Annotated in this window: 20 protein-coding genes; 8 read left to right on the top strand and 12 right to left on the bottom strand. The window is 74.4% G+C overall.

The annotated features are described in order from the left end of the window. Positions 1-140: 140 nt before the first annotated feature. Both meaB and ACIRS1_RS32535 read right to left on the bottom strand, forming a co-directional pair. Positions 141-1,097: a methylmalonyl Co-A mutase-associated GTPase MeaB gene (gene meaB, locus ACIRS1_RS32540; RefSeq protein ID WP_360204665.1), complete on the bottom strand. Its 957-nt coding sequence runs from the start codon at positions 1,095-1,097 to the stop codon at positions 141-143. A 79-nt stretch (positions 1,098-1,176) separates the two neighbouring features. Further along, entirely contained in the window at positions 1,177-2,370 is a 1,194-nt protein-coding gene (locus ACIRS1_RS32535; RefSeq protein ID WP_360204663.1) for an acetyl-CoA C-acetyltransferase, read from the bottom strand. A gap of 252 nt (positions 2,371-2,622) precedes the next feature. Here ACIRS1_RS32535 and mce point away from each other — a divergent pair, with 252 nt between their 5' ends. The 3 genes from mce to ACIRS1_RS32520 all read left to right on the top strand — a co-directional run bounded on the left by mce (position 2,623) and on the right by ACIRS1_RS32520 (position 9,199). Beyond that, complete coding sequence (gene mce, locus ACIRS1_RS32530; protein ID WP_360204660.1) at positions 2,623-3,066, top strand: methylmalonyl-CoA epimerase; 444 nt, start codon at positions 2,623-2,625, stop codon at positions 3,064-3,066. Between the two features lie 578 nt (positions 3,067-3,644). After that, positions 3,645-8,162 carry a hypothetical protein gene (locus ACIRS1_RS32525; RefSeq protein WP_402845701.1) on the top strand — a complete coding sequence of 1,506 codons (4,518 nt, stop codon included), beginning with the start codon at positions 3,645-3,647 and terminating at the stop codon, positions 8,160-8,162. Positions 8,163-8,269: 107 nt separating this feature from the next. Beyond that, positions 8,270-9,199 (top strand): cellulose-binding protein, encoded by a 930-nt coding sequence (locus ACIRS1_RS32520; protein ID WP_360204654.1) that lies wholly within the window; start codon positions 8,270-8,272, stop codon positions 9,197-9,199. Between the two features lie 78 nt (positions 9,200-9,277). On the opposite strand, the gene ACIRS1_RS32515 is transcribed toward ACIRS1_RS32520, so the two are convergent. Both ACIRS1_RS32515 and ACIRS1_RS32510 read right to left on the bottom strand, forming a co-directional pair. Beyond that, a complete protein-coding gene (locus ACIRS1_RS32515) occupies positions 9,278-9,589 on the bottom strand; it encodes a hypothetical protein (protein WP_360204652.1) in 312 nt (103 codons plus the stop codon). Continuing rightward, positions 9,586-10,383 carry an alpha/beta fold hydrolase gene (locus ACIRS1_RS32510; protein ID WP_402845700.1) on the bottom strand — a complete coding sequence of 266 codons (798 nt, stop codon included), beginning with the start codon at positions 10,381-10,383 and terminating at the stop codon, positions 9,586-9,588. Before ACIRS1_RS32510 ends, ACIRS1_RS32515 begins: the two co-directional genes overlap by 4 nt. Positions 10,384-10,475: 92 nt before the next feature. Here ACIRS1_RS32510 and ACIRS1_RS32505 point away from each other — a divergent pair, with 92 nt between their 5' ends. Both ACIRS1_RS32505 and ACIRS1_RS32500 read left to right on the top strand, forming a co-directional pair. Then, a complete protein-coding gene (locus ACIRS1_RS32505) occupies positions 10,476-11,480 on the top strand; it encodes an ABC transporter ATP-binding protein (protein WP_360204648.1) in 1,005 nt (334 codons plus the stop codon). A gap of 1 nt (position 11,481) precedes the next feature. Further along, complete coding sequence (locus tag ACIRS1_RS32500; protein WP_402845699.1) at positions 11,482-12,249, top strand: ABC transporter permease subunit; 768 nt, start codon at positions 11,482-11,484, stop codon at positions 12,247-12,249. Between the two features lie 6 nt (positions 12,250-12,255). On the opposite strand, the gene ACIRS1_RS32495 is transcribed toward ACIRS1_RS32500, so the two are convergent. Further along, positions 12,256-12,579 carry an ATP/GTP-binding protein gene (locus ACIRS1_RS32495; RefSeq protein WP_360204643.1) on the bottom strand — a complete coding sequence of 108 codons (324 nt, stop codon included), beginning with the start codon at positions 12,577-12,579 and terminating at the stop codon, positions 12,256-12,258. Positions 12,580-12,809: 230 nt separating this feature from the next. Here ACIRS1_RS32495 and ACIRS1_RS32490 point away from each other — a divergent pair, with 230 nt between their 5' ends. Then, the gene (locus tag ACIRS1_RS32490) at positions 12,810-14,132 is read left to right on the top strand and encodes an LLM class flavin-dependent oxidoreductase (RefSeq protein ID WP_402845698.1); all 1,323 of its coding nucleotides are present in this window, start codon (positions 12,810-12,812) and stop codon (positions 14,130-14,132) included. A 77-nt stretch (positions 14,133-14,209) separates the two neighbouring features. Here the strand turns inward: ACIRS1_RS32490 and ACIRS1_RS32485 are convergent, their stop codons facing one another. Then, on the bottom strand, positions 14,210-14,602 hold the full coding sequence (locus tag ACIRS1_RS32485) for an SCO5389 family protein (protein WP_360204637.1): 393 nt from the start codon (positions 14,600-14,602) through the stop codon (positions 14,210-14,212). Between the two features lie 480 nt (positions 14,603-15,082). On the opposite strand from ACIRS1_RS32485, the gene nucS reads away from it, so the two are divergent. Beyond that, the gene (gene nucS / locus ACIRS1_RS32480) at positions 15,083-15,742 is read left to right on the top strand and encodes an endonuclease NucS (RefSeq protein ID WP_030057515.1); all 660 of its coding nucleotides are present in this window, start codon (positions 15,083-15,085) and stop codon (positions 15,740-15,742) included. A gap of 4 nt (positions 15,743-15,746) precedes the next feature. On the opposite strand, the gene ACIRS1_RS32475 is transcribed toward nucS, so the two are convergent. From ACIRS1_RS32475 to ACIRS1_RS32455, 5 genes are all read right to left on the bottom strand, one after another. Continuing rightward, entirely contained in the window at positions 15,747-18,050 is a 2,304-nt protein-coding gene (locus ACIRS1_RS32475) for an ATP-binding protein (protein WP_402845697.1), read from the bottom strand. A 229-nt stretch (positions 18,051-18,279) separates the two neighbouring features. Beyond that, positions 18,280-18,603: an STAS domain-containing protein gene (locus ACIRS1_RS32470; RefSeq protein ID WP_360204629.1), complete on the bottom strand. Its 324-nt coding sequence runs from the start codon at positions 18,601-18,603 to the stop codon at positions 18,280-18,282. A 396-nt stretch (positions 18,604-18,999) separates the two neighbouring features. Further along, positions 19,000-19,869, bottom strand: a complete 870-nt coding sequence (locus ACIRS1_RS32465; RefSeq protein WP_402845696.1) for a 3-hydroxyacyl-CoA dehydrogenase family protein — start codon at positions 19,867-19,869, stop codon at positions 19,000-19,002. A gap of 188 nt (positions 19,870-20,057) precedes the next feature. Beyond that, positions 20,058-20,708, bottom strand: a complete 651-nt coding sequence (locus ACIRS1_RS32460; RefSeq protein WP_360204623.1) for a response regulator transcription factor — start codon at positions 20,706-20,708, stop codon at positions 20,058-20,060. Then, the gene (locus ACIRS1_RS32455; protein WP_402845695.1) at positions 20,705-21,907 is read right to left on the bottom strand and encodes a sensor histidine kinase; all 1,203 of its coding nucleotides are present in this window, start codon (positions 21,905-21,907) and stop codon (positions 20,705-20,707) included. Before ACIRS1_RS32455 ends, ACIRS1_RS32460 begins: the two co-directional genes overlap by 4 nt. 156 nt (positions 21,908-22,063) lie before the next feature. Between ACIRS1_RS32455 and ACIRS1_RS32450 the strand changes: the two genes are divergently transcribed. Beyond that, entirely contained in the window at positions 22,064-22,657 is a 594-nt protein-coding gene (locus tag ACIRS1_RS32450) for a hypothetical protein (protein ID WP_402845694.1), read from the top strand. A gap of 19 nt (positions 22,658-22,676) precedes the next feature. Here the strand turns inward: ACIRS1_RS32450 and ACIRS1_RS32445 are convergent, their stop codons facing one another. Next, the gene (locus ACIRS1_RS32445; protein ID WP_360204614.1) at positions 22,677-23,249 is read right to left on the bottom strand and encodes a cob(I)yrinic acid a,c-diamide adenosyltransferase; all 573 of its coding nucleotides are present in this window, start codon (positions 23,247-23,249) and stop codon (positions 22,677-22,679) included. Positions 23,250-23,348 lie beyond the last annotated feature (99 nt).

The following is a 23,348-nucleotide window of genomic DNA, read 5'->3' as shown; positions in this document are numbered from 1 at the left end:
ACACGGACCCGACCGCCACGAGATCCTGGAATCGAGTCCGTGCTACCTCGATCAAAGCCGGACAGTTGGGGGGAATCCCCTATCGAACACCCTCTAAGGGCGGGCCCGTGCGCGTGCACGGGCCCGCCCTTGGACGTGCGTCAGGCCTGGGTCAGGCCGGCGACGAGGCGGTCGGCGGCGCCGTAGGGGTCGAGCTCGCCCGACACCACGCGCTCGGCCAGGCCGGCCAGGTGGCGGTCACCGTGCAGGTCGCCGATCCGGGCGCGCAGTTCGGCCAGCGCGATCGCCTCGATCTCGTCGGCGGCGCGCCGTCGGCGGCGCGCGGCCAGCTCGCCGTGCTCCTCCAGCCAGGCGCGGTGCTTCTCCAGCGCCTCGACGACCTCGTCCACGCCCTCGCCGCGGGCCGCGACGGTCTTGACGATCGGCGGGCGCCAGTCCCCCGCCCCGCGGGCCTCACCGAGCCCCAGCATGTGGTTGAGCTCGCGGGCCGTGGCGTCGGCGCCGTCCCGGTCGGCCTTGTTGACCACGAAGAGGTCGCCGATCTCCAGGATCCCGGCCTTGGCGGCCTGGATGCCGTCGCCCATGCCGGGGGCGAGCAGCACCACGGTGGTGTCCGCCTGGGCGGCGACCTCCACCTCGGACTGGCCCACGCCGACGGTCTCGACCAGGATCACCTCGCAGCCGGCGGCGTCGAGCACCCGCAGCGCCTGCGGCGCCGCCCAGGACAGCCCGCCGAGGTGGCCGCGGGTGGCCATCGAGCGGATGAACACCTCGGGGTCGGTGGCGTGGTCCTGCATCCGGACCCGGTCGCCGAGCAGGGCGCCGCCCGAGAACGGCGAGGACGGGTCGACGGCCAGCACGCCGACGCGCTTGCCGAGCCGCCGGTAGGCGGAGACCAGGGCGGAGGTGGAGGTGGACTTCCCGACCCCGGGCGAACCGGTCAGGCCCACCGTGTAGGCCCGACCGGTGTACGGCGCGAGGGCGGCCATGGCCTCGCGCAGCTCCGGGGCGGCGTTCTCGACCAGCGTGATCAGCCGGGCGACCGCCCGCGGCCGTCCCTCGCGGGCCTGTTCGACCAGCGTGGCGACATCGATCATCAGGAGCTCCTAGCGCAGATGCCGACGGGGCTGCGGAACCGCTTGTGGCGGTCCGCAGCCCCGAAGGTATGTCAGATGATCAGGCCTTCGGAACGCGCACGATGAGCGCGTCGCCCTGACCGCCGCCACCGCACAGCGCGGCCGCACCGACACCGCCGCCGCGGCGCTGCAGCTCCAGCGCCAGGTGCAGCACCACGCGGGCGCCGGACATGCCGATCGGGTGGCCGAGCGCGATCGCGCCGCCGTTGACGTTGACGATGTCCGCGGAGACGCCCAGGTCCTTGGTCGACTGGTGGGCGACGGCCGCGAAGGCCTCGTTGATCTCGATCAGGTCGAGGTCGGAGACCTCCAGGCCCTCCTTGCCCAGCGCGTGCTTGATCGCGTTGGACGGCTGCGACTGCAGCGAGTTGTCCGGGCCGGCCACGTTGCCGTGCGCGCCGATCTCGGCGATCCAGCTCAGGCCCAGCTCCTCGGCCTTGGCCTTGCTCATCACGACCACCGCGGCGGCGCCGTCGGAGATCTGCGAGGAGGTGCCGGCGGTGATCGTGCCGTCCTTGGCGAACGCCGGGCGCAGCCGGGCCAGGCCCTCGACGGTGGTGTCGGCGCGGATGCCCTCGTCCTGGGAGAACAGCACCGGCTCGCCCTTGCGCTGCGGGATGGCGACCGGGACGATCTCGGCGTCGAAGACGCCGTCGGCCTGCGCCTTGGCGGCCCGCTGGTGGGAGGCGGCCGCGATCTCGTCCTGCACCTCGCGGGCGATGCCCAGCCGGGTGTTGTGCTTCTCGGTCGACTCGCCCATCGGGATGTTCTCGTAGGCGTCGGTGAGGCCGTCGTGGGCCATCGCGTCGAGCAGCTCGACCGCGCCGTACTTGTAGCCCTCGCGGGACTTCGGCAGCAGGTGCGGGGCGTTGGTCATCGACTCCTGGCCGCCGGCCACCACCACGTCGAACTCGCCGGCGCGGATCAGCTGGTCGGCCAGCGCGATGGCGTCCAGACCGGAGAGGCACACCTTGTTGATGGTGAGCGCCGGGACGTTCATCGGGATGCCGGCCTTGACGGCGGCCTGGCGGGCCGGGATCTGGCCGGCGCCGGCCTGCAGCACCTGGCCCATGATCACGTACTGGACCTGGTCACCCGTGATGCCCGCCCGCTCGAGTGCGCCCTTGATCGCGAAGCCGCCGAGGTCGGCGCCGGAGAAGCCCTTGAGGGATCCGAGCAGGCGGCCCATCGGGGTCCGCGCACCGGCAACGATCACAGAGGTGGTGTTGGTCATGGGACGAGCCCCTTCGCACGTCGTGGCCAGGTGAGGATGCGCTCAATGTACTGACCTGCTACCCGCCCGTCACCGGAGCGACGGTGTGATCGAGCGCACTGGCACCCTCCAGTCAACACCGTGTCAACGCGGTCCGGGTGAAACGCGACCGTGTGAGCAGATTCGCACCTCCGGCGCTGGCGCCGCTCAAGACCGATGCGCTGCACTGGTGCCACCGCATTCCCACCCCCGACCCGCCTCCCGGAGGTCGCCGTGCTGACCCGTATCGACCACATCGGCATCGCCTGCCGCGACCTCGACCGGACGGTCGAGTTCTACCGCTCCACCTACGGCTTCGAGGTCTTCCACGAGGAGGTCAACGAGGAGCAGGGCGTCCGCGAGGCCATGCTCAAGATCAACGACACCGGGGACGGCGGCGCCTCCTACCTCCAGCTGCTGGAGCCGACCCGGCCCGACTCGACCGTCGCCAAGTGGCTGGAGAAGAACGGCGAGGGCGTGCACCACATCGCCTTCGGCACCGCGGACGTCGACGGCGACGCCGAGGCCATCCGGGGCAAGGGCGTCCGGGTCCTCTACGACGAGCCGCGGATCGGCTCGATGGGCTCGCGGATCACCTTCCTGCACCCCAAGGACTGCGGCGGCGTGCTGACCGAGCTGGTCACCTCCGCCCGACCGGGCGCGGACGGCGCCCACTGAGGGCCCCTCGGTGCCGCCCACTGGGGCCTCCCGGTGCCGCCCGCCGGGGCGGCACCGCCCCGGCCGACGGTCATGACCCGTCAGTAACCTCGCCCGGAGGCCGGAAAACCCCCACGCGGCCATTCCCCCGCCCTGCCGTCCCACTACAATGCCCAGGTGCGCGAAGGCTCCGGGTGACGGAGGCGACGGGCACGGCCGATGACAGGCCCGTCCGCCCCCCGGTGGCCGGCCCGTCGCAGGGGAGTCCAGTACGCGGGCACGGCTGAACCGTCGCAACACGGATCTGTCACCATTCTCCACAAGGCAAGAGTTCGCCCAGGAGTCCACCCGGACGGGGGAACGCGGAACCACCGCGCTTCCACGCCGAGGGCTCCGACGACCGCGGCGGGCGCCCCCCGGACAGACCGGCGGGCCGTCCACCGGCTGCGGATGCAAGGAGCCAGTCGGACCGACCCCCGGACAACGGGGACCCCGGACCGGCCGGGTCGAGGACGCGACCAGGAGATGGATGGGACCGCGGAGTGCGGGGCAACGACCGCTACGAGGTTGACGATCACCTCTCCCAGTTCGAGGCCGAGATGGGTCGGACTCGAAAGGAGCGGGACAAAGCAGTCGAGCATGCCGAGGACCTCGCCTACCAGGTGGAGGTGCTCCGGGCCAAGCTGCACGAGTCCCGGCGCATGCTCGCCCAGCCGCGCGCCTTCGACGCCGTCTCCGGCCAGGCCGAGCAGATGCTCCGGACCGCCGAGATGCAGGCCCAGCAGCTGCGCGCCGACGCCGAACGGCAGCTGCGCGACTCCCAGGCCGCCACCCAGCGGATCATGGCCGAGGCCGCCGAGCGCACCGCCCGGCTGGAGGCCGAGCTCACCGCCCGCCGCCGCCAGCTCGAGGACGAGCTCACCGAGCTGCGCCGCACCGCCGAGCAGCACGTCAACGGCTGGGCCGAGCAGACCCGGGCCGGGTCCGAGCAGGAGGCGCAGCGCCTCCTGCAGGAGGCCCGCGTCGAGGCCGAGCGGATGGTCGCCGCGGCCCGCGCCGAAGCCGTCGCCCTCTCCGACCAGGCCCGCGCGCAGACCGCCGCGGACGTCGACGCCGCCCGCGGCGAGGCCCATGCCGCCGCCGAGGCCGCCATCCAGCGTGCCCAGAGCGACGCCGAGCGCCTGCTGCGCGCCGCCTCCGAGCAGGCCCAGCAGGCCGGCGCCCAGGCCGCCGCCGAGGTCGGCGCGGCCCGCGGCGAGGCCCAGCAGCAGCTGGCCGCCGCCCATGCGGCCGCCGAGCAGCAGCTCGCCGCCGCCCGGGCGGAGATCAACCGGCTCAAGGAACAGGCCACCGCCGAGCAGACCCGCGCCGAGCAGCAGCTCGCCGCCGCGAAGGCCGAGATAGAGCGGCTGCGCGCGGAGGCGATCGCCGAAGCCGAGCGCACCCGCCGCGAGGCCGCCGAACTCCGCGCCCAGGCCGAGCAGGCCGCCGAACAGCTCCAGGCCGACGCCGAGGCCGCCGCCGAGCGCAAGGTCGCCGACGGCGAGGCCGCCAACGAGCAGCGCTCGCAGACCGCCCGCGCCGAGGTCGCCCGGATGGTCGCCCAGGCCACCAAGGAGGCCGAGGCCATCCGCGCCGAGGCCGCCACCAAGCAGGCCCAGGCGGACGCCGCCAAGGCCGCCGCCGCCGAGGAGAGCGAGCGGCTGCGGGCCACCGCCGAGTCCGTCGCCGGCGAACTGCGCGCCGAGGCCGAGGCCGCGATCGCCGAGCTGCGCGCCCAGGCCGAGCGGGACGTCGCCGAGCTGCGCGCCCTCGCCGAGGCCGAGGCCCAGCGCCTGCGCAACGAGGCCGAGGAGGAGGGCCGGGCGGCCGGCGCCAAGGACGCCACCGTCCACCTCGCCAAGGCCGCCAAGACCGCCGAGGAGGTGCTCGGCCGGGCCAACCGGGACGCCGAGACCGCCCGCACCGAGGCCGCCACCGAGGCCGAGCGGATCCGCACCGAGGCCGCCACCGAGGCGCAGCGCCTGCGCGAGCAGGCCCAGGCCGCCGTCGAGCAGGCCCAGAACGCCGCCCTGGACGACGCCGCCGCGATCCGCGAGCGGATCGAGCAGATGCAGGACGAGGCGGCCCGGCTGCGGGCCGAGGCCGAGGAGCTGCGCGCCCACGCCGCCGCCGAGGCCGACCGGGTCCGCGGCGAGGCCCGCCGCCAGGCCGTCGTGCAGATCGAGGAGTCGGCGAAGAACGCCGAGGAACTGCTCACCAAGGCCAAGGCCGACGCCGACGAGCTGCGCGCGGGTGCGGCCGGCGAGGTCGAGCGGCTGCGCGAGCAGGCCCAGCAGCAGGCCGCCGAGACCCAGGGCCGGGCCGAGCAGACCCTGGCCCGGGCCCGCGCCGAGGCGGAGAAGACCACCGCCGCCGCCGAGCAGCAGGGCCAGGACGCCCTCGCCGCGGCCAAGGCCGCGGCCGCCGAGAACCGGACCGCAGCCGAGCGCGAGACCGCCGAACTGCGACGGGAGGCAGCCGAGTTCGACCAGCGGGTGCGGGCCGAGGCGACCGCCGCCGCGGACGCCCTGACCGCCGACGCACAGGCCGGCGCCAACGCCGTCCGGGACGCCGCGGTGGCCGACGCCGAGCGCGTGCGCGCCGAGGCCGACGCCGAGGCCGTCCGTACCAGGGGCGAGGCCGAGGCCGCCGCCGAGGCGCTGCGCCAGGAGAGCCTGCGCGCCCACGAGGAGGCCGCCGCCGGGCTGCTGCGTGAGCGCGAGGAGACCGCCGAACAGCTGGCCGCGGCGCGGACCGCCCACGAGCAGGCCGAGCAGGCCGCCGCCGAACTGACCGAACGCACCGCCGCCGAGACGGCCGCCCGCCGCTCCGAGGCCGAGGCGTACGCCGACCGCGTCCGGACCGAGGCCGAGCAGACCGCCACCGAGCTGCGCGAGCTGGCCGAGCGCGAGACCACCGAGCAGCGGGCCCTCGCCGAGCGCGAGACCACCGAGCAGCGCGAGGCCGCCGAGGCGCACGCCGCCGACGTCCGGGCCGGGGCCGAGCAGGCCGCCGCCGAACTGACCGAACGCACCGCCACCGAGACGGCCGCCCTGCGCGCCGAGGCCGAGGAGCTGCTGGAGAACGCCCGCAGCGCCGCCGAGCAGCGGCAGGCCGAGGCCGCCCGGGACGCCAAGGCCGTCCGCGAGAAGGCCGCCGCCGACCTGACCCTGGCCGCCGAGCAGGCCGAGACGGTCCGCGCCGAGGCCGGCCGCGAGCTGTCCGAGGCCCGCGCGACCGCCGACGGCATCCGCGCCGAGGCCACCGCCGTCCTGGAGCAGGCCCGGATCGACGGCGACGAGCTCGTCGCCGCCGCCAGGGCCGAGGGCGCCGGCCTGGTCGAGGCCGCCGAGGAGGAGGCTGCCGAGGTCCGCCAGTCGGTGGCCGGCATGCACGAGGCCGCCGCCGAGCAGATCGCCGAGCGGAAGGCCGCCGTCGAGCGCGAGGCAGCGGAGGTGCTCGGCCAGGCCGAGCAGGCCGCGGCCGAGCTGCGCGAGCTCGCCGAGCGGGAGACCGCCGAGCAGCGCGAACTGGCCGACCACGAGACCGCGGAGCTGCGCGAGCTCGCCGAGCGGGAGACCGCCGAGCAGCGCGAACTGGCCGACCGCGAGACCGCCGAGCTGCGGGCCCGCACCGAGGCCGAGACCACCGCGCTGCGCGAGCGGACCGAGCTGGAGCTGGCCGCCGAGCGCGAGGCCCACGAGGCCGAGCTGGCCCACGAGCGCGCCGAGGCCCAGGCCTACGACGAGCAGCTTCGCGCCGCGGCCGACGCCGAGCTGCGCGCCGCCCAGGACGCCGCCGACCAACTGCGCACGGAGGCCGAGAACCAGGCCGTCCGCACCGTGGCCGCCGCCGACGAGCGCTCCGCCGCCCTGGTCGCGGACGCCGAGGAGCTGGCCGCCGCGCTGCGCGCCGAGGCCGAGGAGTACGCGCTCGCCACCCGCACCCTCGCCGACGAGTACGACGCCGCCACCCACGGCCGCGCCGACGCGTACGACGCGGAGACCCGGGAGGCCGCCGAGCAGTTCGACCGGGCCACCCGCGAGCAGGCCAACTCCGTCCTGGAGAAGGCCTTCGCGGACGCCGAGGCGCTCGGCGAGGACGCCCAGACCACCGCGCTGGCCACCACCGCCGCCGCCGAGGAGCAGGCGGACGCGATGGTCGCCGCCGCCCGCAAGGAGGCCGACCGGCTGGTCGCCGCCGGCGAGGCGGCCGGCCAGGGCGAGGTCGAGAAGGGCCGCTCGGACGCCGACGCGCTGCTCGCCGAGGCCCGCCGGGACGCCACCGCGATCCGCGAGCGCGCCGAGGAACTGCGCGAGCGCACCGACGCCGAGGTGGAGGCGCTGCACGAGCGCGCCCGCAAGGAGAACGCGGCGGCCATGAAGTCGGCCGGCGAGCGGGTGGACGCGCTGGTGACGGCCGCCCAGGAGCAGCTGACCGAGGCCGAGGAGCAGGCGGTGAACACCGTCGCCGAGGCCGAGGACCGCGCCGCGGCGCTGGTCGCGGCCGCCGAGGACCGCGCGAACGAGCTGACCTCGGAGGCGTCCGCGGAGGCCAGCAAGGTCCGGATCTCGGCCGTCCGCAAGGCCGAGGGTCTGCTGAAGGAGGCCGAGACCAAGCTGTCCGACTCCACCGACCGCGCCGAGGCACTGATCGTCAAGGCCGAGGCCAAGCTGCAGTCGGCCGAGACCGAGGCCGAGGAGCGGCTGGAGAGCGCGGCCGCCGAGGCGGAGAAGCGCCTGCAGGACGCCGACCGCAGTGCGGAGGAGCAGGTCGAGCTGGCGAAGGCGGAGGCGGAGCGGCTGCTCGCCGACGCTCGGGCGGAGGCGAAGCGGATCACCGATGAGGGCCGGCGCGAGCTGGACGAACTGGTGCGCCGCCGCAAGGACATCAACACCGAGATCTCCAGGGTCCAGGACGTACTGTCCGCCCTGGAGGCCTTCGAGGCGCCGTCACCGGTCGCACAGGCAAACGGGGGAAGCAACACCAAGAAGGACGGGGGCGCCAAGGCAGGTGCCGGAATCGGCTCCCCCCGGTCGGGTGGCAATCGCTCCAAGAACGCACCACCCGATTGAGCGGACATTGTCCGCGGGACAACGGCATTTCGCCGTCGACACTCCGGTACCGTGTCAGGATTCCCTCAACCACCTCAGCGGTTTGACGACAGGAAGCCCAGAACCCCATGAGCGACAGTCACTCCCCTCACGGCTTCGACCTGGTGCGCCGTGGGTACGAGCGTGCCCAGGTCGACGAGCGGATCACCAAGCTGGTGGCCGACCGTGACAGCGCACTGACCCGGATCAGCGCGCTGGAGAAGCGCATCGAGGAGCTCCACCTGGAGACCCAGACCGCGCAGGCCGCGGTCACCGAGGCGGAGCCGTCCTACGCCGGTCTCGGCGCCCGGGTCGAGAAGATCCTGCGCCTCGCCGAGGAGGAGGCCAAGGACCTGCGCGACGAGGCGCACCGCGCCGCCGAGCAGCACCGCGAGCTCGCCGAGGCCGCCGCCCAGCAGGTCCGCACCGAGGCCGAGAACTACGCCAAGGACCGCAAGGCCAAGGCGGAGGACGAGGGTCTGCGGATCGTCGACAAGGCGAAGAGCGACAGCGCCCAGCTGCGCGCCGAGGCCAACAAGGACGCCCAGAACAAGCGCGAGGAGGCGGACGCCCTCTTCGAGGAGACCCGCACCAAGGCCGCCCAGGCCGCGCTGGAGTTCGAGACCAACCTGGCGAAGCGCCGCGAGCAGTCCGAGCGGGACCTCGCCGCCCGTCAGGCCAAGGCCGAGAAGCGCCTGGCGGAGATCGAGCACCGGGCCGAGCAGCTGCGCCTGGAGGCCGAGAAGCTGCGCACCGACGCCGAGCGCCGCGCCCGCCAGACCGTCGAGACGGCCCAGCGCCAGTCCGAGGACATCGTGGCCGACGCCAACGCCAAGGCCGACCGGATCCGCAGCGAGTCCGAGCGCGAGCTGGCGGCGCTCACCAACCGCCGCGACAGCATCAACGCCCAGCTGACCAACGTCCGCGAGATGCTGGCGACGCTGACCGGCGCGGCCGTGGCCGCCGCCTCGCTGCCGGGCGACGACACCATGGGCGTGCCCGCCCAGCAGTCGCGCTGACGCCGTGTCCCGCACCCCGCGGGACGACGACAGGCCCTCACCCGCCCGGGTGAGGGCCTGTCGTCGTGTGCGGCTTCATCACCTCGGGTAGGCCCCGTCGGGCCGCTGGTGCCCGCTGCTGAGCTGGTTGCCCTCGTCGTCGGAGACGGTGCCGAACCACGAGGTGCACCAGACCGAGACCGAGTCGGGCCAGTACTGCACCTCGAACGGGTGACCGGATCCGTGGTCGCCGTAGGAGGTGACGATGAAGGTCTCCCCCGGGCGCAGCCAGTAGTCCTCGCCGAGCGGCTCCAGGGTCAGTTCGACCAGGCCCTCGCCCCGGTTGGTCACGGGCATCCGGCCGGTCACCTCCAGGGCGGAGAAGTCCCAGCCGGCCGAGTCGTCCCTCATCCGGCCGCCACCCGGGCCAGCAGCTTGCGGACGGCGGCGTCGAACGCCTCCGGCGCCTCCAGCGCGCTGAGGTGACCCACCCCGGGGATGACGGTCAGTTCGGCGTCCGGGCGGGCCCGGACCATCAGTTCGGCCTCCTCCGGCGCCACCAGGGCGTCCTGCGCGCCCGCGACGACCGCCACCGGCACCCGAAGCCCGGCGAGCACGTCCAGGGCGTCCGGGCGGGCCGCCATGGCCCGCTGGGCCCAGGCGACGGCGGCCGGCGCAGCGGCGGCGACGAGCGCCTGGACCCGCTCCACCAGGTGCCGCGAGTCCGGGCCGAGCTGCCCGGCGGCCACCTCCTCGTCGAGCAGCAGCTGGACGCTGGCGCGGGCCGTGACGGCGGCCGCGATGCGCTCCCGGTTGGCCCGCACCGCGTCGGTGTCGGCGGTGGCACGGGTGTTGGCCAGCAGCAGGCCGGCCAGCCGCTCCGGGTGGCGGCGGGCGAAGGCCAGCGCCGCGTAGCCGCCCATGGAGAGCCCGCCGACCACCGCCCGGTCGATGCCGGCCGCGTCCAGCAGCAGCGCGAGGTCGTCGGCCACCAGGTCCAGCGAGGGCTTGTCGGCGCCCAGCTCGGTGCCGCCGAAGCCGCGCTGGTCCGGGGCGATCACCCGGGCCTCGTCACCGGTGTGACCGGGCAGCGCGTCCAGTTGGGCGGACCACATCGAGGCGTTCAGCGGGAAGGCGTGCAGCAGCACGAGTGGGGTTCCGGTACCGCTCTCGCGGACCGACACTGCGGAGGGGAGCTGGGTCATGGGCCCACCGTATTCCGGCACGCCCGGCGGGCCCACTCAGCGGGCCGCGATATCCCCTTTGTCCTAGCCTGACTGAGAGTAAGGGAGCGCGAATGATCGAGTTGCACGACCTGACAAAACGTTACGGCAAGACACTCGCGGTGGACCGGCTCAGCTTCCGGGTCCCCCAGGGGGTGGTGACCGGCTTCCTCGGCCCCAACGGCGCCGGCAAGTCGACCACCATGCGCATGATCCTCGACCTCGACCGCCCCACCGGCGGCCGCGTCACCATCGACGGCAAGCGCTACGGGCAGCTCAGCGAGCCGCTCAAGTACATCGGCGCGCTGCTGGAGGCCAAGGCCGTCCACCCCGGCCGCACCGCCCGCGACCACCTGCTCTGGCTCGCCCAGAGCAACCGGATCCCGGAGCGCCGGGTGGACGAGGTGCTCGGCCTGGTCGGCCTCACCCCGGTCGGCCGCAAGCGGGCCCGCGGCTTCTCGCTCGGCATGGGCCAGCGCCTGGGCATCGCCTCGGCGCTGCTCGGCGACCCGGAGATCGTGATGTTCGACGAACCGGTCAACGGCCTCGACCCGGAGGGCATCCTCTGGATCCGCAACCTGATGAAGCGGCTCGCCTCCGAGGGCCGGACGGTCTTCGTCTCCTCGCACCTGATGAGCGAGATGGCCGTCACCGCCGACCACCTGGTGGTCATCGGCCGGGGCCGGCTGCTCGCGGACCTGCCGATGCCGGAGTTCATCCGCCGCAACTCCCGCTCCGCCGTGCGGCTGCGCAGCCCGCACCCGGAGCGTCTGCTCGACGTCCTGGCCGACGCCGGGATCCGGCACGAGCCGGGCCCGGAGGGCTCCTACGAGGTGGTCGACGGCGATCTCGCCAGGATCGGCGACCTGGCGGCGGCGCACGGCGTCGTGCTGCACGAACTCAGCCCGCAGCAGGCCTCGTTGGAGGAGGCGTTCATGCAGATGACGGCCGACTCGGTGGAGTACCACGCGGGTGACGGCCCGGGCCGCGACGCGGCCGGCGCGCCCGGCACGTGGGGTGCCGGGTGGAAGGCGGACGGCGCCCGGCAGGCCGCGGCGGCCCGGCAGGAGGAGAACTGAGATGGCGTCCTTCCCCGCGATCCTGCGCTCCGAGTGGACGAAGATCCGCAGCGTCCGCTCGACGGTCTGGACGCTCGCGCTGGCCTTCGTCGTCACGGTCGGCATCGGTGCGCTGCTGTCCCTGCTCACCAACAACAACTTCTCCGAGTTCCGGCGCAACGAGGAGTCCCCGTTCGACGCCACCGGCACGGCCTTCTCCGGCATCATGCTCGGCGAGCTCGCCATCATCGTCTTCGGCGTGCTGGCGATCGGCAACGAGTACAGCAGCGGCATGATCCGGGTCACCCTGGCGGCCGTCCCGCAGCGCGGCACCCTGCTGGCGGGCAAGGCCGCGGTGCTCGGCGGACTGGCCCTGGCGGTCTCGCTGGTGACGGCCTTCGTCACCTTCTTCGTCGGCCAGTCGCTGCTCGGCTCGCACTCCACCGGCCTCGGTGAACCGCACGTGCTGCGCGCGGTGTTCGGCGCCGCGCTGTACCTGACGATGCTCTGCCTGTTCTCGGCCGGCGTCACCACGATGCTGCACAACCAGACGCTCGCCCTGGGCGTGCTGGTGCCGTTCTTCTTCCTGCTGTCGCCGATCCTCTCGGCGGTGCCGAAGGTCAAGACGCTGGCGCACTACTTCCCGGACTACGCGGGCTCCCGGATGCTGCTGGTGTACGAGCAGCACGGCCAGCCGTACGGGCCGTGGGCCGGCTTCGCGATCTGCCTGGCCTGGACGCTCGCGGCCCTGCTCGGCGGTGCGCTGGTGCTCAAGAAGCGGGACGCCTGAACGGGTTCAGTAGCGGGGGGCGCCGCGGCCGCGCAGCACGTTGGAGGCCCGGCGCTCGCGCGCCCCCCAGCAGGCCCGGTGCCAGTGCCGGCGGTCGTCCACGCCGGCGCCGTGCATCGGCCAGGCCACCACGTGGCCCACGCCGGGCGGGATCTCCTGGTCGCAGCCGGGGCAGCGGTAGTGCCGCCCGGCCGTCCCGGCCACCGTCTGGACCACCCAGTCGTCGCCCTGGTAGCTCTCGGTGCGGCGCAGCGATCCGCCGAGCGGTGCGGCCGGTTCGGCGCTGTCGCGGGGGTCGGCGGTCTTGATCCGGTTGCGGCGCGGCGACACGTCGGCATACCTCTCTTCCGGGGGGATCGGGCCGTTCCAGCCTACGGCCGCCCGGCCCTCCCGGAGGCCTCTATCACGGCATCGCCCGGTGGTCCCGGGTTTTTGCCGAGATCCACCCGATCTTCGGGGAAATTCGGGTTTCCGCGTGCCGTTGGCACATGACATCGGATACCCACGAGGGGAACAGGCGGGGCCCGCAAACCCTGCGTGCACCCGAGGAGGCCCCATCCATGACCAAGACCAGCGCCCGCGCCGAGACCCGTCGCCCCGTCGGGGTCCGGCCGCCCGCCGCCGGCGCGGCCCTGACCGCCGTCGCCCCGGTGGCGGCCGCCGGCCAGCCGTTGCCGCTCCCCCAGCGGGCCGGCGCGCTACCGGCGGACACCGCTCCGGTACGGGTCGGCGCGTTCCTGCTGTCCGCGCAGTTCCCCGGGCAGACGCACGGCGAGGTGCTGGACCGCACCGTCCGGGCCGCCGTCGAGGCCGAACGGGCCGGCCTGGACAGCGTCTGGCTGGCCGAGCACCACTTCGTCCCGTACGGCGTCTGCCCCAATGCGGCCACGATGGCCGGGCTGCTGCTGGGCCGGACCCGCCGGATCGGTGTCGGCACGGCGGTGAGCGTGCTCTCCACCACCCATCCGGTGGCGCTCGGCGAGCAGGCCGCGCTGCTGCACCTCACCTCCGGCGGGCGGTTCACGCTGGGGGTGGGCCGCGGTGGTCCGTGGATCGACCTGGACGTGTTCGGCAGCGGCGTGGAGGCCTTCGAGAACGGCTTCGCGGAGCGGCTGGAGCTGCTGCTGCGCTGGCTGCGCGGCTCCCGGGTGGGCGCGGACGGCCCGCAGTTCTCCTTCCCCGAGGTGGCGGTGGTCCCGCGGGCCGCCGAACCCCTGCGCCGGTCGGGCCTGGGGAGTTGGCTCGGCCTCGGCGAGACCGCCGGCCCGGTGCGCCTGCCGCGCCAGCGCCAGGACGTCGAGGGCCTCGGCGGTGAGGGCCCCGGCGAGGAGCTGACCGCGTCCGGGCGGCCGGTGGCGGGGCCGCCGGTGGTGGTCGCCTGCACCTCGCCGGGCGGGGTGCGGCTCGCCGCCGAACGCGGCCTGCCGATGCTGCTCGGCATGCACTCGGGCGACGAGGACAAGCTGCAGATGCTGGAGCTGTACCGCACCGCCTGGCTGGCCGCGGGGCGCAGCGAGGAGCAGCTGCGCCGGGTCGGCCGCCAGCACGTCGCGGCCGGGGTGGCGCAGGTCGACGACCGCACCTCGGCGGCGAGGGCCACCCTGCTGAACGCGATGCCGGGGTGGTTCGAGTACGGGCTCGGCGCCCACCGCACCGTGGACGGCCGGGAGCGCAAGATGCGCGATCCGCGCCAGTACACCGAACTCCTCTGCGACCTGCACGCGGTGGGCACCCCGCGGCAGTGCGCCGACAAGCTGCTGGCCACCGCCGAGCGGACCGGCATCCGCCGCTTCGCGCTGCTCGCTGAGGGCAGCGGGGACAACGAGGCGACCCTGCACAACATCGCCCGGCTCGGGTCCGAGGTGCTGCCGCAGCTGGCGTGAGCCCGCCCGGGCCGCCTCCCCTCCCCCCGCACCGGGGGACGGGGGCGGCCCGACGGCGTGCCCGGTCCTGCGACCGGTCAGCAGTCCCGGAGTTCCTCGGACTGGTTCAGCAGCTGCTCCCGGACCGAGGTGAAGCGGGTGTGCCGCGCCTCGTTGGCCTCCGACGGCAGGAAGACCGCCACCCGGTGACAGTTCTGGAAGGCCAGCCGCACCCCGAAGTGCCGCTGCAGGGCACCCCGGATGGCGTCGCTGGCGAGCGCGCGCAGGAGCTGGCCGCGGGCCTGCTCGCTGGGCGGCGGTACCTGGTTGTCGGCGAAGTCGGTGCCGTCGACCTTCGCCTGGGCGACCAGCGAGCTGATCAGGTCCCAGGCGTACGGCAGGGAGACGCGGACGCAGTCGACGAATTCCCGCTCGTCGACCTCGCCCCGCTCGGCCTTCTCGAGCAGGGCCGGTGAGACGTCGAGCGACATGGGTTCTCCTCTCGCGGTCCACCCGTGCGACGCCCGGGTGGTCATGCGTAGTCCAAAGCTCACAGTGAGGGTGGGCGGTCGCGCGTGGTGTCCGGAACACCGTGGGACGGGAGTTTCCGGCACCCGGGCGAGGGCGGTGGCGCAACGGGACGTGACGTCCCGAACACCGACCGCGCTCAGAACAGCGTGGCAGTCAACGGCGGACCGGGTCGGTCATTCCTGGGGATTGCTTGGGAAATACGCCGTGGTGCACCAGATTGGCCGGATCCCGTCGGATCGTTCATCTGAAGTCTCCATCCCCGTTGACAGCGATCCCGCAAGCGTGCCGTCACACACGGTAGCTACCCCAGGGTGCGGGCGCCAGACCGCGGGGTGCGGTACCGGGATTGCCGAACCTCCATGTTCGCGGGGTTCGCGGTTTCTTCACCCGGTCGTCGTGGAATCGCATCAACTGGCCCCGGTGGGCTAGCGTGGTCGACCGTGCGTCTCGTAATTGCCCGCTGCTCAGTCGACTATGCCGGTCGGCTCTCCGCCCATCTGCCCTCCGCCACCAGGCTCATCCTGGTCAAGGCCGACGGCAGCGTCAGCATCCACGCCGACGACCGCGCCTACAAGCCGCTCAACTGGATGTCCCCGCCGTGCGCCCTCAAGGAGGCCGACGGGGTCTGGACGGTGGAGAACAAGGCCGGCGAGAAGCTCATCATCACGCTGGAGGAGGTGCTGCACGACTCGTCCCACGAGCTCGGGGTCGACCCGGGCCTGATCAAGGACGGCGTCGAGGCGCACCTCCAGGAGCTGCTCGCGGACCGGATGGAGGTGCTCGGCGCAGGCTGGTCGCTCATCCGCCGCGAGTACCCGACCGCGATCGGCCCGGTCGACATCCTCTGCCGCGACTCCGACGGCGCCACGGTCGCCGTCGAGATCAAGCGCCGCGGCGAGATCGACGGCGTCGAGCAGCTCACCCGCTACCTCGAACTCCTCAACCGGGACCCGCTGTTGGCCCCGGTCAAGGGCGTCTTCGCCGCGCAGGAGATCAAGCCCCAGGCCCGCGTGCTGGCCACCGACCGGGGCATCGGCTGCGTGGTGCTGGACTACGACGAGCTGCGCGGCATCGACGACGACAAGCTCAAGCTGTTCTGACCGGTCACCCCTGCGACGGGCTCGTCGTCCCGCTCGGACTCGCCGTACTGGTCGGGCTCGGCGCACCGGTCGGACTACCGGTGGGCGTCGAGGGCGGCGTGCCGGTCGGGCTCGGCGAGCTCGAACTGCTCGATGGCCTCGGCCCGGGCGTCGGGCCCCCGCCCGGCTGCGGACCGGTCGGCTGGGCCGGGGGCTGCGACTGACCGGGCGTCGGCTGGGCCGGCGGCTGCGACGGCTGCGTGGTCTCCGAGGCACTGCTGCTCGGCCCGCGGCTCGGCTTCCGGGAGGGCGACGCGCTCGGGGAGCGGGACGCACTGCCGCTCGCCGAGGGCTCCGGGCTGGTCCCGTCCGCCGCCGGGCTGCTGCTCGCGTCCGTCCCCGTCGCGCCGGGCGTGGCCGGGGAGCCGCTGGTGTGCGGCACCGGCAGCGGCGCGTCCTGGGTCCCGCCGGGCTCGTCGAGCCGGCTGTGCGGGTCGTTGCCCTGGTGCTGCTCCGGCCCGGTGGCGCTCAGCGCCACCGCCGTGGTGAGCGCCCCGAGCGCGAGCACGGCCGCCGACGCGGTGATCACCCGGCGCCGGCGGCTGGCCCGCAGGCGCGACGGCACCTTGTTGGCGATCGCCCGGATGACGGGCCGCCGGGTGGGCGCGGGGGCCGGCGCCGCCTCCAACTGCCGCCCGTCGGCGCGCAGCAGGTCCAGCATCCGGCGCGCCGCCGCGACGCCGCGCTGCTCCCCGGCGGTGGCCCGCAGGGTGAGCGCGGTCTCCAGCTCGGCCATCGCCCTGGACGGCTCGCGGACGCAGAAGGCGTGCACGCCCGACTCGTGGTGGAACCAGGCCTGGTCGGTCGCCGAGCCGGAGCGGCGGGCCGCCTCCAGCCCCAGTTCCAGGACCCGCTCCCAGGCGCCCCAGCGCAGCGAGAGCGCCAGGGCCGGCGCGGCGGCCCTGGCCAGTCGCACCACCGCCTCGTGCCGCCCGGCCTCCCGGTCGGCGAGCAGGACGCCGATCAGCACCTCGGCCTCGGCCGCGACCTGCTCCAGCGACACCGAGCTGTGGCCGACCCACCAGGCGAAGTGCTGGGCGGCGCCGTCGAGGCAGCCGCGGGCCGGCCAGTGCGGGGCGAGCAGTTCGAGCACTCCGGCGGTCAGCCGGTGGTGCCCGCCGATGGACACCGCCAGTCCGGCGTCGACGAGTTCGGCGAGCGCGCTCTCGGCCTGCCCGACGTCGATCAGCGCGGGCAGGTGCGGTGCGGTGGGGCACTCGCCGCCGAGCGCCACGGCGAGCCGCAGGACGGCCTGTGCGGGCTCGCTCAGCCCCTCGGCGAGCCGGACGGCGGGCGAGGCGGTCTCGGCGACGGAGGGCAGCGGGACGGTCCGCCGCAGCTCGTTCTCGCGGACCGCCGGGTCGGGGTCGTGGACGGGCTCCTCGACGGCGCCGAAGACCCCCATCCGGTCCTCCTCGGCGGCGACCAGGGCGTCCACCGAGACGTCCCGCTGGCGCAGCAGTGCGGCGGCCTGGACGAAGCGCAGCGGCAGGCCCTCGGACTCGAACCAGAGGTCGACCGCCCAGGCCTTCTCGGCGACGTCCAGCGGCCGGCCGGCCTGCCGGGCGGAGAGCGCGAGGCAGGCTGCGCGGGAGAGCCCGGCGACCAGGTGGTCCTGCAACCGGGAGCCGATCGGCAGCGCCGCGCTGCCGGGGGCGACGCAGACCAGGAAGGCGCAGCCGGGGGCGGCGGCGAGCAGCTCCTCCAGTTCGGCGGCGGACTGCTCGGCGTCGTCGACGACCACGACCGCGCGGACCTCGGCGAGGTGGGCGGCCGACTGGCCCGGGTCCGGCCGGAAGCCGGGGGCGTGGTGGGTGGCCGCGAAGAGGTCCTGGAGGAGGTCCGCGGGGGTGCGGCGGTGTCCGCAGAGCTGGACGACGCCACCGGGGGCGAGGTCGGCCGCGGCTTCGGCGACGGCCGACAGCAGCGCGCTGCGGCCCGAGCCTGCCTGGCCGACCAGGCGTATCGAGCGGCCCTCGGCGAGCAGGCCGAGGAGTTCGGCGATGTCGGCCTCGCGGTCCAGCAGCGGCAGGTCGGCCGGGCCGGTGCCGAGGGCGAGCGGGCCGACCGCGCGGCCGACGCCGCCGACCGGGCCGCGGGCGGGCTCGCTGCGTTCGATCCGGCGCGGGCGGGGGCGCCACTCCTCGGGGCAGGGTCTGAACTCGGAACCGTCCGGGGCGCCGACGCCGACCAGCAGGCCTCCGGAGACCAGTTCGCCGCCCCGGGTGCGGACGGCCTCCTGCCGGAACTCCCCGGTTGGCTGTGCCACGTTCTGCTCCGCCTCGTGCTCGGCCGCCGGCGCCCGCTCCGGCCGGCTGACGTCTCGGTCGCGGCCGCGCGCGGGCTTGGGGGCAGTCGTGCGGGAAGCAGTCGTGCCGGGGCGGCCGTCGTTTCTGACGGGCAGACTCTCGCACATCCTGGCCCGCCCGTGCAGGGCGGACCCGTGCGGGGACCGTGCGGGAACTGGAGGACGACCCCGTGCGGGGACCGTGCGGGACCTAGAGGACGACCCCGTGCGGCTCGGCGATCCCGCCGTCGACGGCCAGGATGCGGTGCAGTTTGGTGGCCACCAGCAGCCGTTGGAGCTGGGCCGGAACGGAGCGGAGCACCAGGCGTCGGCCGATCCGGCCGGCCCGGCGGTGGGTGCCCATGATGACGCCGAGTCCGGTGGCGTCCCAGAACTCCAGCCGGGCGAGGTCGAGCACGAGGTCGCCGAGGCCGCCGTCCACGGCCTGGTGCAGCTGGACGCGCGCGTCGGCGGCGGTGCGCACGTCGAGGCGGCCTTCGATGGCCAGCGCCGTGTGGTCGCCGGTGATGCGCATGCTCTCCTCCTTCGCCTGGCTGGCCCGGTACGGGATGGTTCCGCCCCGGCCGTGCCGGTCCGGGGGTCGCAGGGGTCCGTCCGGGCGGATCGCGGCCGGTGGGCCGCTCGGCTCGCGCGCCGCGCCCGGGCCCGGTCGGAATGCCGGGTTCCCCCTCATCTGACGGCGGATCAGCATCGCGGGTTGCTGGTTCCGGTCAGATCTGAAGCAACTTCACTCGTCCGAGGGAATATACGCAGGAAGTCTCCACACCTACGCTCGATTACCGCCCAAATCACCCGTCTGCGGCACCCGGCGTGAGGAAACTCACCCGGCCCCGAGCGGCCGGGTCGTACGATGCTCCGACCGCACGGCCCGCCCGCTCGCCCGGCCCCGTGGTTCAGGCGCGGCGACGGCTCACTTGCCCGGGTACGGGTAGAAGCCGCGGCCGCTCTTGCGGCCGAGGTCGCCGGCGGTGACCATGCGCGCCATGATCTCCGGGGCGGCGAACTTCTCGTCCTGGGTCTCCTCGTAGATGTTGCGGGCGGCGTGCAGCAGGATGTCCACGCCGGTCAGGTCGGCGGTCTCCAGCGGGCCCATCGGGTGGCCGAAGCCGAGACGGCAGGCGGTGTCGATGTCCTCGGCGGTGGCCACGCCGGACTCGTAGAGCTTGGCGGCCTCGACGACCAGGGCGGTGATCAGCCGGGTGGTGACGAAGCCGGCCACGTCGCGGTTGACCACCACGACGTCCTTGCCGACGCCCTCGGCGAAGGCCCGGGCGGCGGCCAGCGTCTCGTCGCTGGTCTTGTAGCCGCGCACCAGCTCGACCAGCTTCATCAGCGGCACCGGCGAGAAGAAGTGCACGCCGACGACCGACTCGGGGCGCTGCGTGGCGGCGGCGATCCGGGTGATCGGGATGGCGGAGGTGTTGGAGGCCAGCACCGCGCCGTCCTTGGCGAGCTTGTCGAGCTCGCGGAAGACGCCCTCCTTGACCTCCAGCTTCTCGAACACGGCCTCGACCACGATGTCGGCCTCGGCGACGGCGCCCAGGTCGGTGGTGGTGGTGATCCGGCCCAGCGCGGCCTCGGCGTCCTCGGCGCTCAGCCGGCCCTTGGCGACGAACTTCTCGTAGGAGGTGCGGATCCCCGCGAGACCACGCTGCAGCGCCTCCTCGGTGACGTCCCGCAGCACCACCGGGTGACCGGCCTGCGCGGACACCTGGGCGATGCCGGCGCCCATCAGGCCGGCACCGATCACGGCGATCTGCTTGCTGGACGCATTGCTCATGGCTGGGTCTCCCGATGCCGTCGCCGCCCTGGGGGCGGGCCCTGAAGGCGGCTCAGGGCAGGGGTCACCGCCGCAGGAGCCGCGTCGCTCGTTGCCCGGACTCTAATGCCGAATCCGCCCCCGTGGTGGCAATCGGGAGTGTGATCTGTGACCGACCTGGTCGGTCGAACCAGATGCTCCCCGGCTCGTCAGACGGTCAGTCCGAGGTCCTGGGCGAGGATCGCCGCCTGCACCCGGCTGCGCAGCCCCAGCTTCGCCAGGATCCGGCTGACGTGCGTCTTGGTGGTCGCCTCCGCCATCTCCAGCCGCGCCGCGATCTCCCCGTTGGACATCCCGGCCCCGAGGCAGGCCAGCACCTCCCGCTCGCGCGGGGTCAGCCCGGCCACCGCGCCCCGGGCCTCCGGCGCCACCGGCCGCTCCGGGCGGGCGAAGGCGCCGATCAGCCGCCTGGTCACCGAGGGCGCCAGCATGCCGTCCCCGCGCGCCACCGTCCGGACGCCCTCGACCAGGGTGTCCGCCTCCAGGTCCTTCAGCAGGAAGCCGGCCGCGCCGGCGCGCAGCGCGCCGTAGACGTACTCGTCCAGGTCGAAGGTGGTCAGCACGAGCACCTGGGCGGCTCCGGCGTCGACCACCCGGCGGGTCGCCGAGACGCCGTCCAGGCGGGGCATCTGCACGTCCATCAGCACCACGTCCGGGCGCAGCTCCAGCGCCATCCGGACGGCCTCCTCGCCGTCGGCCGCCTGCCCGACCACCTCGACGTCCGGCTCCGCCCGCAGGATCATCACCAGCGCCGCCCGCACCGCGGCCTGGTCCTCGGCCACCAGCACCCGGATCGTCATTCCCGTCCCTCCGTCCGCCCGTCGCGCGGCAGCACCGCGCGCACGCTCCAGTACCCGTCCCGCGGCCCGGCCTCGAAGCTGCCGCCGAGCAGCCCGGCCCGTTCCGCCATGCCGACCAGCCCGGCCCGGGCCCCGGGCAGCGCACGGCCGGCCCCGCCCCGGTACGGGCTGTCCACGGCGATCGCCAGCTCCGCGGGGCCGAACTCCAGCCGCAGGCTGACCAGCCCGGGGCCGGCGTGCTTGAGCGCGTTGGTCAGCGACTCCTGGACGATCCGGTACGCGGCCAGGCCGACCGGTACCGGGACGTCCCCGCGCTCGCCCTGCTCGGTCAGCTCGAAGTCCAGCCCGACGGCGTGGCCGGCCGCCCGGGCCTTGGCCAGCAGCGCGTCGACCGCGGCCAGGTCCGGCGCCGCGTACGACTCGTCCGCCTCGCCCCCGCCGCTGTCCCGCAGCAGTCCGATCATGCGGCGCATTTCGGCCAAACCCTGGACGCTGTTCTCCCGGATCACCGCCAGCACCTCGACCAGCGGATCGTCCGCTGCCAGCCGCCGGCGCCGGGCCACCGACTGCGCTCCCGTCGCGTGGATCGCGATCGCGGACAGGTGGTTGGCCACCACGTCGTGCAACTCCCTTGCCATCCTGGCCCGTTCGGCCACCACCGCCCCGCGGCGGTCCATCTCCGAGAGCAGTGCGGTCTGTTCGGCCCGCAGCCGTTCGGCCTCCGCCTCCTGCCGGTGCTTGCGCACCACGTCACCCGTCCACACCGGCGCCAGGAAGACCAGCGAACTGACCACCGCGACCAGCAGCCCGGCCGAGGTGCCCTGGTAGATCGCCGTCAGCGTGGCGAGCACCAGCACCGTGGACCCGCCGGTCAGGTGCAGCACCCGCGACATCCGGCGGTTGCCGTAGATCACCGCCGCGTACAGCAGGTCGGTGTACATGATCAGGGTCGCCAGCAGGCTCCCCGCGAACAGGCTCGCCACGAAGGCCAGACCGCCCACCGACACCGCCAGCACCGGCCTGGTCCGCCGGACCAGCTCCAGCCCCGCCATCACCAGCATCGGCGGCAGCACCGCCCACAGCGGCACCCGGTCGGCGCGGTCGTACACCCCGAAGGCGATCAGCACCGCGCCGCCGACCAGCCCGCACAGGGCGATCAGCCGGTCCAGCAGGTGCGGGGGCAGGGAGGGTCGCGGCACACCCCCATCCCACCATCCCGGACGGCCCGCCCGGCTCCGGTGCGGGGAGGAGCCGGCTACATCGAAGGATGCAGTCGGGGACGGCACCCGGCGACGACGACACGGCCGCGCACCCCCGCGAGGCTGGAGACACCGCCGACCGACCGGGAGCAGAACGTGATCATCACCCTCATCGTCGCGGCCGAGGTCTCGTGGTGGATCGTGCTCGGCCTCGCCCTCGCCACCCGCTACCTGCTGCGGTGGCGCCGCGCCAGCACCGCGCTGCTGCTCGGCCTGCCGACCGTCGACCTCGTCCTCTACGCACTCGCCGTCCTCGACCTGCGCGGCGGCGCCACCGCGAGCTGGACGCACGCCCTCGCGGCGAGCTACACCGGGTTCTCCGTCGGCTACGGGCCCTCCCTGGTCCGCTGGGCCGACCAGCGCTTCCAGCACCGCTTCGCCGGCGGCCCCGTGCCGCTGCCCGCGCCCAAGTACGGCCCCGAGCGGACCAGGCACGAGTGGCGGATCGCCGGCCGCACGGTGGTCTCGGCGGCGATCACGCTGGGCCTGATCACCCTGCTCGTGCCGCTCTCCGCGGGCTCCGCGCACTTCGGCACCTTCACCCAGTGGTACGTGAAGCTGGGCATCGCGGCCGTCGTCAACCTCGTCGTCGCCGGCTGCTACTCGGTGTGGCCGAAGGAGGCCCCGGCCGGCGTCCTGGTGGTCGACGGCCGGGCGGTCGAGCGGCCCGTCCCGGAGAAGCGGCCCTGAGGCCCTCCGCCCCTCGTCGTCAGCGGTTCTCGCCGGGCACCCAGAGCACGTCGCCGCGCTCCTTGTTGGCCGCCCGGGCCAGGATGAACAGCAGGTCGGAGAGGCGGTTGAGGTACTTCGCGGTCAGCGGGTTGACGGTGTCGCCGTGCTCCGCGATGGCCGCCCAGGTGGACCGCTCGGCCCGCCGCACCACGGTGCAGGCCAGGTGCAGGTGGGCGGCACCGGGGGTGCCGCCGGGCAGGATGAAGCTGCGCAGCTTCTCCAGCTGCGCCAGGTAGTGGTCGCAGTCCCCCTCCAGCCGGTCGATGTACGACTGGAGCACCCGCAGCGGCGGGTACTGCGGGTCCGGCACGACCGGCGTGGAGAGGTCCGCGCCCACGTCGAAGAGGTCGTTCTGGATCCGGACGAGCACGGCCACGACGTCCTCGGGCAGCGCGCCCGCGGCCACCGCCACCCCGATCGCCGCGTTGGCCTCGTTGGCGTCGGCGTACGCCACCAGCCGCGGGTCGGTCTTGCTGGTCCGGCTCATGTCGCCGAGCGCGGTGGTGCCGTCGTCGCCGGTACGGGTGTAGATGCGCGTCAGATTGACCATGCGGACACCCTAGCCCCGGACGTTAGGCCGCGTTAACTCCCCCAGCCGTCGCTACGCGACGTTGACTCCCCCACCCTCCGGCCGGGAGGTACCCCCACC

The organism is Kitasatospora sp. NPDC101176, from assembly GCF_044768035.1.
Classification (GTDB): Bacteria; Actinomycetota; Actinomycetes; order Streptomycetales; family Streptomycetaceae; genus Kitasatospora.
This window is presented reverse-complemented; position numbering and strand designations above follow the sequence as displayed.

What these genes read in the sequence shown, in the direction of transcription:
- meaB (WP_360204665.1), bottom strand. Translation starts at nt 1,097, where the DNA reads ATGATCGATGTCGCCACGCTGGTCGAACAGGCCCGCGAGGGACGGCCG.
- ACIRS1_RS32535 (WP_360204663.1), bottom strand. Translation starts at nt 2,370, where the DNA reads ATGACCAACACCACCTCTGTGATCGTTGCCGGTGCGCGGACCCCGATG.
- ACIRS1_RS32525 (WP_402845701.1), top strand. Translation starts at nt 3,645, where the DNA reads ATGGGTCGGACTCGAAAGGAGCGGGACAAAGCAGTCGAGCATGCCGAG.
- ACIRS1_RS32520 (WP_360204654.1), top strand. Translation starts at nt 8,270, where the DNA reads ATGAGCGACAGTCACTCCCCTCACGGCTTCGACCTGGTGCGCCGTGGG.
- ACIRS1_RS32515 (WP_360204652.1), bottom strand. Translation starts at nt 9,589, where the DNA reads ATGAGGGACGACTCGGCCGGCTGGGACTTCTCCGCCCTGGAGGTGACC.
- ACIRS1_RS32510 (WP_402845700.1), bottom strand. Translation starts at nt 10,383, where the DNA reads ATGACCCAGCTCCCCTCCGCAGTGTCGGTCCGCGAGAGCGGTACCGGA.
- ACIRS1_RS32505 (WP_360204648.1), top strand. Translation starts at nt 10,476, where the DNA reads ATGATCGAGTTGCACGACCTGACAAAACGTTACGGCAAGACACTCGCG.
- ACIRS1_RS32500 (WP_402845699.1), top strand. Translation starts at nt 11,482, where the DNA reads ATGGCGTCCTTCCCCGCGATCCTGCGCTCCGAGTGGACGAAGATCCGC.
- ACIRS1_RS32490 (WP_402845698.1), top strand. Translation starts at nt 12,810, where the DNA reads ATGACCAAGACCAGCGCCCGCGCCGAGACCCGTCGCCCCGTCGGGGTC.
- ACIRS1_RS32485 (WP_360204637.1), bottom strand. Translation starts at nt 14,602, where the DNA reads ATGTCGCTCGACGTCTCACCGGCCCTGCTCGAGAAGGCCGAGCGGGGC.
- ACIRS1_RS32470 (WP_360204629.1), bottom strand. Translation starts at nt 18,603, where the DNA reads ATGCGCATCACCGGCGACCACACGGCGCTGGCCATCGAAGGCCGCCTC.
- ACIRS1_RS32465 (WP_402845696.1), bottom strand. Translation starts at nt 19,869, where the DNA reads ATGAGCAATGCGTCCAGCAAGCAGATCGCCGTGATCGGTGCCGGCCTG.
- ACIRS1_RS32460 (WP_360204623.1), bottom strand. Translation starts at nt 20,708, where the DNA reads ATGACGATCCGGGTGCTGGTGGCCGAGGACCAGGCCGCGGTGCGGGCG.
- ACIRS1_RS32445 (WP_360204614.1), bottom strand. Translation starts at nt 23,249, where the DNA reads ATGGTCAATCTGACGCGCATCTACACCCGTACCGGCGACGACGGCACC.